7 protein-coding genes are annotated in these 6,275 nt (G+C 51.6%); 5 read left to right on the top strand and 2 right to left on the bottom strand.

Annotated features, from left to right (window positions below; all coding sequences use genetic code 11):
- Nucleotides 1-407 precede the first annotated feature (407 nt).
- A complete protein-coding gene (locus ABC831_RS04865; protein WP_343247121.1) occupies nt 408-1,211 on the top strand; it encodes an alpha/beta hydrolase in 804 nt (267 codons plus the stop codon).
- Nucleotide 1,212: 1 nt separating this feature from the next.
- Here the strand turns inward: ABC831_RS04865 and ABC831_RS04860 are convergent, their stop codons facing one another.
- Nucleotides 1,213-1,614, bottom strand: a complete 402-nt coding sequence (locus tag ABC831_RS04860) for a hypothetical protein (RefSeq protein WP_343247120.1) — start codon at nt 1,612-1,614, stop codon at nt 1,213-1,215.
- 359 nt (nt 1,615-1,973) lie between these two features.
- Here ABC831_RS04860 and ABC831_RS04855 point away from each other — a divergent pair, with 359 nt between their 5' ends.
- Together ABC831_RS04855 and ABC831_RS04850 are read left to right on the top strand one after the other, a co-directional pair.
- On the top strand, nt 1,974-2,681 hold the full coding sequence (locus ABC831_RS04855) for a sigma factor (protein WP_343247119.1): 708 nt from the start codon (nt 1,974-1,976) through the stop codon (nt 2,679-2,681).
- 1 nt (nt 2,682) lies between these two features.
- On the top strand, nt 2,683-3,534 hold the full coding sequence (locus tag ABC831_RS04850; protein WP_343247118.1) for an anti-sigma factor domain-containing protein: 852 nt from the start codon (nt 2,683-2,685) through the stop codon (nt 3,532-3,534).
- Between the two features lie 99 nt (nt 3,535-3,633).
- On the opposite strand, the gene ABC831_RS04845 is transcribed toward ABC831_RS04850, so the two are convergent.
- Nucleotides 3,634-4,191, bottom strand: a complete 558-nt coding sequence (locus tag ABC831_RS04845; protein WP_343247117.1) for an ECF transporter S component — start codon at nt 4,189-4,191, stop codon at nt 3,634-3,636.
- A 376-nt stretch (nt 4,192-4,567) separates the two neighbouring features.
- Between ABC831_RS04845 and ABC831_RS04840 the strand changes: the two genes are divergently transcribed.
- Nucleotides 4,568-5,068 carry a hypothetical protein gene (locus ABC831_RS04840; RefSeq protein WP_343247116.1) on the top strand — a complete coding sequence of 167 codons (501 nt, stop codon included), beginning with the start codon at nt 4,568-4,570 and terminating at the stop codon, nt 5,066-5,068.
- Nucleotides 5,069-5,080: 12 nt separating this feature from the next.
- The gene (locus tag ABC831_RS04835; RefSeq protein WP_343247115.1) at nt 5,081-6,265 is read left to right on the top strand and encodes an iron-containing alcohol dehydrogenase; all 1,185 of its coding nucleotides are present in this window, start codon (nt 5,081-5,083) and stop codon (nt 6,263-6,265) included.
- Nucleotides 6,266-6,275: the final 10 nt, after the last annotated feature.

Here is a 6,275-nt window from a genome sequence, read left to right as displayed (position 1 = left end):
AGTTGGGTATAGCCTGGTAACCGGAATGCCCGCATACTTATACATTAAGCCGGTTGCGGGCATTCCGGCTACCAGGCTATACCCAACTCTCAGAAAGAACCCCTGGAATACTGTTCGAGCCGTTTTTTGGCGAGTTTATTCCAGGCCCTGCTAATAAGAGGTTCTCCCTCCTTCGGAGTTAGCCGTTCTTAGGTCCGGCCGAAGTGATTTGGCCTCACGAGAGGAGCCCCCCGGTTCCAAAGCCCCCGCCGCTTCCCTCTCTTCCCTGCCCATAATAAAATGAAACCTCACGCACAGTAGAAAGATACTATAGACAAAAACGGCGTGGATGTTGTAAGGTAATAATTAATGAATTTGGACATGTCCCAAACTGGTTTGGACATGTCCCCCTTTGGGAGGTTAAAGTGATGAAGATTGTGAGGGAAGTGCTGGATGCGGGGACCGACGCTTATGTGACGGGATATCTGCACGATATCAGCTGGGAAATGAAGAATCATAGAATCAGGCCCTGTGTGGTGGTATGTCCGGGGGGCGGGTATGAGATGCTGTCAGACCGGGAAAAAGAGCCGCCGGCGTTTGCGTGGTTCGCGGCGGGGTATCAGGTGTTTACTCTGAATTATTCTGTTGGGGAACTGGCCGGGGATCTCGGGCCGCTGATGGAACTGTCGGAAACTGTTCTGATGATCCGCAGGAGGGCCGGAGAATGGCAGATTAAGGAGGATCAGATTGCGGTGATGGGATTTTCGGCCGGAGGCCATCTGGCTGCCAGCCTGGGGACGCTGTGGAACAGCGACCGGCTGAAAGCCAGAATGGATACGGAAAACGGCAGGAACCGTCCCAATGCGATGATCTTAAGTTATCCGGTGATCACCGCTGGAGAGTATGCGCATCAGGGGTCCCTGGATAAGGTGTCCGGGGGAGATGATGAGCTCAAGGAATGGTTTTCTTTGGAAAAGAGGGTGACTGCTGATACCCCTCCGGCATTTTTGTGGCACACGGCAGATGATACGGTGGTGCCGGTTGAGAATACGCTGCTGTTTGGCATGGCATTAAAGCGGGCTGGCGTTCCGTTTGAGTGCCATGTGTTCCCCAGCGGGACGCACGGGCTTTCCATGTGCAACTATGACGTGGATACGAATAATGACAGCTGCAGTAAATGGGTTCCGCTCAGCATGTATTGGCTGAATCACCTGTTCGGCTATCAGTGCTGATTTAGTGATGGCTGCCGCTGTGGCTGTGATGTGAATGGCTGGAAGTGGTCTTGGTGGTCTGTGTTGCAGTGGAATCCTGGGCTTGGGTTCCAGTGTGGTGGGACTGTGAGTGGTGAGTTTGTGACTGCGTGGTGTTCGTATGGTGTGTGCTGGAGTGTTTTCCGGTACAAGTGGAGGAGGACGTGCAATTGGAACCGTCTTCTGCATGGTGTCCCTCATACCAGGTGCCGTCATGGGTGTGATCGTAGGTTTTGCTGCACCCTTCTTCTGTACATACCGGATAATTTGTACTGGTGGAAGCGGCGGCGGGCGCGGTCTCGGAGGTGGATGCAAGGACAGGGATAGATACGGCAGCGGTCAGCATAGCGGTTAAAAGGAAAGCAGCGAATTTTTTCTGGAACATAAGATTACCTCATTTCATTTTTTTATTTTTTTGACTCGCTAACAGAATACGACTGACAATATGCAAAACGTAGGGTGCCGGAAAAATTTTTTTCGCACCCTATAAAAAATGGACTTAATTTCGTATATTAAATATAGATGCAAATTCATCTTCTTCGAATTAAATCAGAAGAATCGAAGAAGCAGAAGAATCGAAGAAGCAGAAGAATCGATGAAGAAGAATCGATGAAGCAGAATTGATGAATCAGAAGAATCGAAGAAGCAGTCCATGAAGTAGAAGAAAATGAAACAGAAGAAAATAATGCAGAATAAAATTAGCAGAAAGGAAAATTTTCGCGGTGGGCGGATAGGAGAAATGATGTGAATACGATAGAAATGCGGGTTCAAAACGCACAGGATGATCCCGAAGAAACAGAGCGGCTGATGGCGGATTATCTGCCTTTTATAAGAAAGCAGATATCCGGTATGCAGGATATGATGTTGGAATACGACGATATGCTGAGTCTCGCCATGCTGACATTTTTGAATTGTATCAGACAATATTCCTCCCAGAAGGGAAACTTCCTGTCTTTCTGCAAAATCTGTATCAAAAACCGGCTGATCGACGAAGGTAGAAAGCAGATGGGATACCGATCAAGGGTGATCGCTTTTGAGCCAAAGGATGAGGAGGAAAACGCTCAGATCTCCGATGCGGAGGCTAAGGTGTCCTGGCAGCTCTATGAGAAAGAACAGGAAAGGAATGCGCTGACCGAGGAGATCCAGCTGTTATCGGATACCCTGGATTCCTACGAGATACGCTGGGAAGAACTCCCCCGGATCTGTCCGAAGCAGGAGCGGTCCAGGAAGAACTGCCTTATGATCGCCCATGCGGTGACCGGGGATTCTGAATATAGGAAGCTTCTGACACAGCAGCACCGCCTTCCCCAGGCCGACTTGTCGGCGCAGCTTGGGATCTCGGCAAAGACGATAGAGAAACACCGGAAATATATCGTAACCCTTGCAATCCTGCTGATGGGAGATTATCCCGGAATCCGTACATTCTTACCCCAGTATAGGGAGGTGAAGTAAAATGAAAGCACAAACCGGAATTGTTATGAAAATAGAGAAAAATACAGCTGTTATTATGAAAAATGGAGGAGAATTCGTATCCCTTCCAGCCAGCCAAAGCTGGAAGACCGGTGATGTGATACTGCTCCCGGAAAAAAGAAGGAGTTTCAGACCGCTTTATACGGCGGCGGCCTGTCTGGCCCTGGTATTTACCCTGAGCGCTGGCAGCTTCCATTACTACTATGCCCAGACCTCTCTGGTGAGTATCGATGTGAATCCCTCCATCGAACTGGGGATCAACCGCTTTAACCGTGTGGTCGAGACCAGAGCCCTTAATCCGGAAGGAGAACAGATCCTGGCTGATCAAAATCTGAAAAACCTCCCCTGGCAGGAGGCTGTGGATGCGATTATGGGAACGGAGGAGATGGAAGGATATTTCAAGGCTGCATCGGATATTGTCGTCACTGTCTATGCGAAGACGGCAGATACCCAGGAAACTATGCTGGAGGAGGTCCGCCAGTACGTGGACACCGCGTCTGCGGAATATCCGGCTCTTCAGTCAGAATGCCATGCGGTGGATGAGGATACGGTCTCACAGGCCCATGACTACGGCGTCACTCCTGGAAAATATCTGTATCTGCAGGAACTGAAGGAAACCGATCCGGAGGTCGACATCACCGATTACACCCACCACAGCATCGAGGAACTGCAGGGTCAGATCGACGCCTGTGAATCCCATGGGGAAGGCACGAATCATGGGGAGCACGGCAGCCATGCAAATGATACGGAAAATACGACGGTTCCCACCGGCGGTCAGGAGAGCCATCATTCAGAGGAGAGTTCCGACGGGCAGGAAGCCCATCACCATGAGTAAATAAACGAAACTGAAAATGACATCGCTGCGACTTTGAAGAATGTTATAGTCGCGTCGATGTCATTTTCTCTTTCAATAGGAAAATGCGAATTTATTGTATTACTTCCCGGTAACCCAGGCACGCACATTAGGAATCTGATATAATACCGGAAACAGGATGATGGCAAGAACGATACCTACCACGCCCTGCACGATGTTAAAGATAACGCCGGCGGCAGAGGCTGTGAAGGCTGCGGCCAGGGCGCTGCCGCTGATGACGGCCAGCAGGGTTTCATAGAATAGATAACCGATTACCATGAACAGCTCTCCCAGTACTCCGCCGGTGATGATTCCGGCGTAGCTGCTGCCGGTGCTTCCGCTTTGGACCGCACGGATGCGGCGGAACAACAGTCCTGCGATGGCAGCTGTCAGTGCCTTGATGATCAGGGTGCCGAGCGCGAAGGACATGTAACCGGAGAATACGTCCGCCAGCATGGAGCCGATACCGGCCGCCAAGGCGCCTCCTACCGGCCCAAGCACGATTCCGCATAATAAGACCAGGCCATCCCCCGGGTGGATATAGCCGAATGTCGGTGTTGGGATTTTAATCACCATGGTAGCGGCACAGGTAAGCGCCGCCATCAGAGCGGCTACCACAAGTTTCTTTGTATCTTTCATTACTGATCGCCTCCTTTATGCTTTGCAGTATAAAACAATTGTGGCATTATTGGAATAACCAGTTATGATAAAAATAACCATACCAGATTGTGAGAGAAAAAAGTAGAGGTTCCGCGTCCGTAATATACCGTCATCAGCTTTTAGGGGGATTGCTTTATCGGGACATATGCCGGATAATGAGACCATCAGCAGGCCGGACTAGGGTAAAGGCCCAAAAACAGCCGCTAAGTGCTCCTGTCAAAAAACCTCTGTAGGCCATAGCAAAAAAATACCCGGTTGACGCATACTTACATGCAGTCTATAGTTAGAGTAGAATATAAAATTCTGCGCAGCCCGGTCGGCGGGCATGGCAGTAACCCAAGTCAGGAGGGATGCTATGAAACCAAGTAAAAAAAGGAATCTGGCCACGACCGCAAAATCCCTGTTTGCCTCCATTATCTGTTTTTTTCTCTACCGGGGAATGAAAGTCCTCTATAAGCTGGACTCCAGGGTGAAGGAGGAGATTGACAGCTGGCCGGTGGGCCGGACGATTGTGCTAAGCGCCTCCCACAATGGTCCCAAGCTGTGTATGAAGCGGGTGTCGTGGGGGTTGGCGCGGTTAAAGGACGTGAGCGAGCCGGATATCTGCATTGCTTTTAAGAGTCTTGACGGTGCTTTTCTGGTATTTTCCGGGCAGATCGGGACTACGGCGGCATACGCCCAGCACCGGTTTATGGTCAAAGGGGATCTGTACGAGGTTATGTCCATCGTCCGGTGCATTGACCTGACGGAAAGCTATCTGTTTCCGCCGGTTATGACCAGAAGAATCCTGCGCAGACTGCCGAAGAAGCAGGTCAGCAGTATTGCGGTGTACTGCCGCGCTATCTTAGGAATATAAGGGAGGGTTACTATGCTGCCAAAATATTATGAATTTCAGAATTCCACAAAAATCCTGTCCGGGCAGAAGGCGCTGGAAAATATCGCCTATGAGCTTGAGGGACTGGAGGCGGGCAGGCCGATGGTGCTTTCCGACCAGGTGCTGGAGAAAATCGGAGCGCTGCAGAAGGTACTGGATGCTATGCTAAGCCAGGGCAGCCGGCCGGCTGCCGTATTCACCGATATCCCGGCGGACTCCTCCGTGGAAGTGGTGAATGAGATTACGAAACGGTACAAAGAGAACAACTGCGACAGCCTGGTCGCCATCGGAGGCGGTTCAGTCATGGATACCGCAAAGGGCACGGCGATCATGATCGCGCACGGTGTGGATGACCTGTTAAAGCTTCAGGGGTGTGAGTCCATGACCAGGGGAAAACATGTGCCGTTTATCACAGTGCCAACCACCTCAGGCACCGGTTCTGAGATGACGATGGTGGCTGTGATTAAAAATGAAAAGAAAGCGGTCAAGATGGAGTTTATCTCCAACCATATGCTGCCGGATGTAGCGGTGCTGGACCCCCGGATGACCGAGACCCTGCCGCCCAGAATTACGGCATCCACCGGCTTTGACGCGCTGTGCCACGCGGTGGAGGCATACAGCTGTACACAGAAAAATCCGCTGAGCGATGCGTATGCCACGGCGGCGATTACGATGGTGCGGGAGTATCTGATCAAAGCGGTGACGGACGGGAAAGACCGGGAAGCGCGGCTTGCTATGGCAAATGCCTCCACCATGGCGGGAGCCGCATTTTCCAATTCCATGGTCGGAGCGGTGCACGGGATCGGCCACGCGCTGGGGGGAGTCTGTCATGTTCCCCATGGGGATGCGATGACGATACTGCTGCCCCATGTTATGAGATATAATCTGGGAAAATTGGATGAGGTCTACGGCGAACTGCTGTTATATCTGGCAGGCCCTGAGGTTTATGCGCGGACCGCCAGGGAAGAGCGGGGGAAAGAGGCGATCCGTACAGTCCGGCGCCTGCAGAAAAAATTGAACCGCATCTGCGGCCTGCCCATGCGCCTTCAGGATGCCGGAGTAAATCCGGGGGATTTCGAAACGGTGGCGGTCACGGCGCTGCGGGACGGAGCAATGCTGGCAAACCCGGTGGCTGTGGACAAAGAGGACGTGATCCGGTTACTGAAAAAAGCTTATTAACCGTCAGGAG

Source organism: Diplocloster hominis (assembly GCF_032380655.1).
Taxonomy (GTDB): domain Bacteria; phylum Bacillota; class Clostridia; order Lachnospirales; family Lachnospiraceae; genus Diplocloster; species Diplocloster hominis.
Note: the sequence above shows the minus strand (reverse complement) of the source record. Positions and strands in the feature narration are given on the sequence as shown.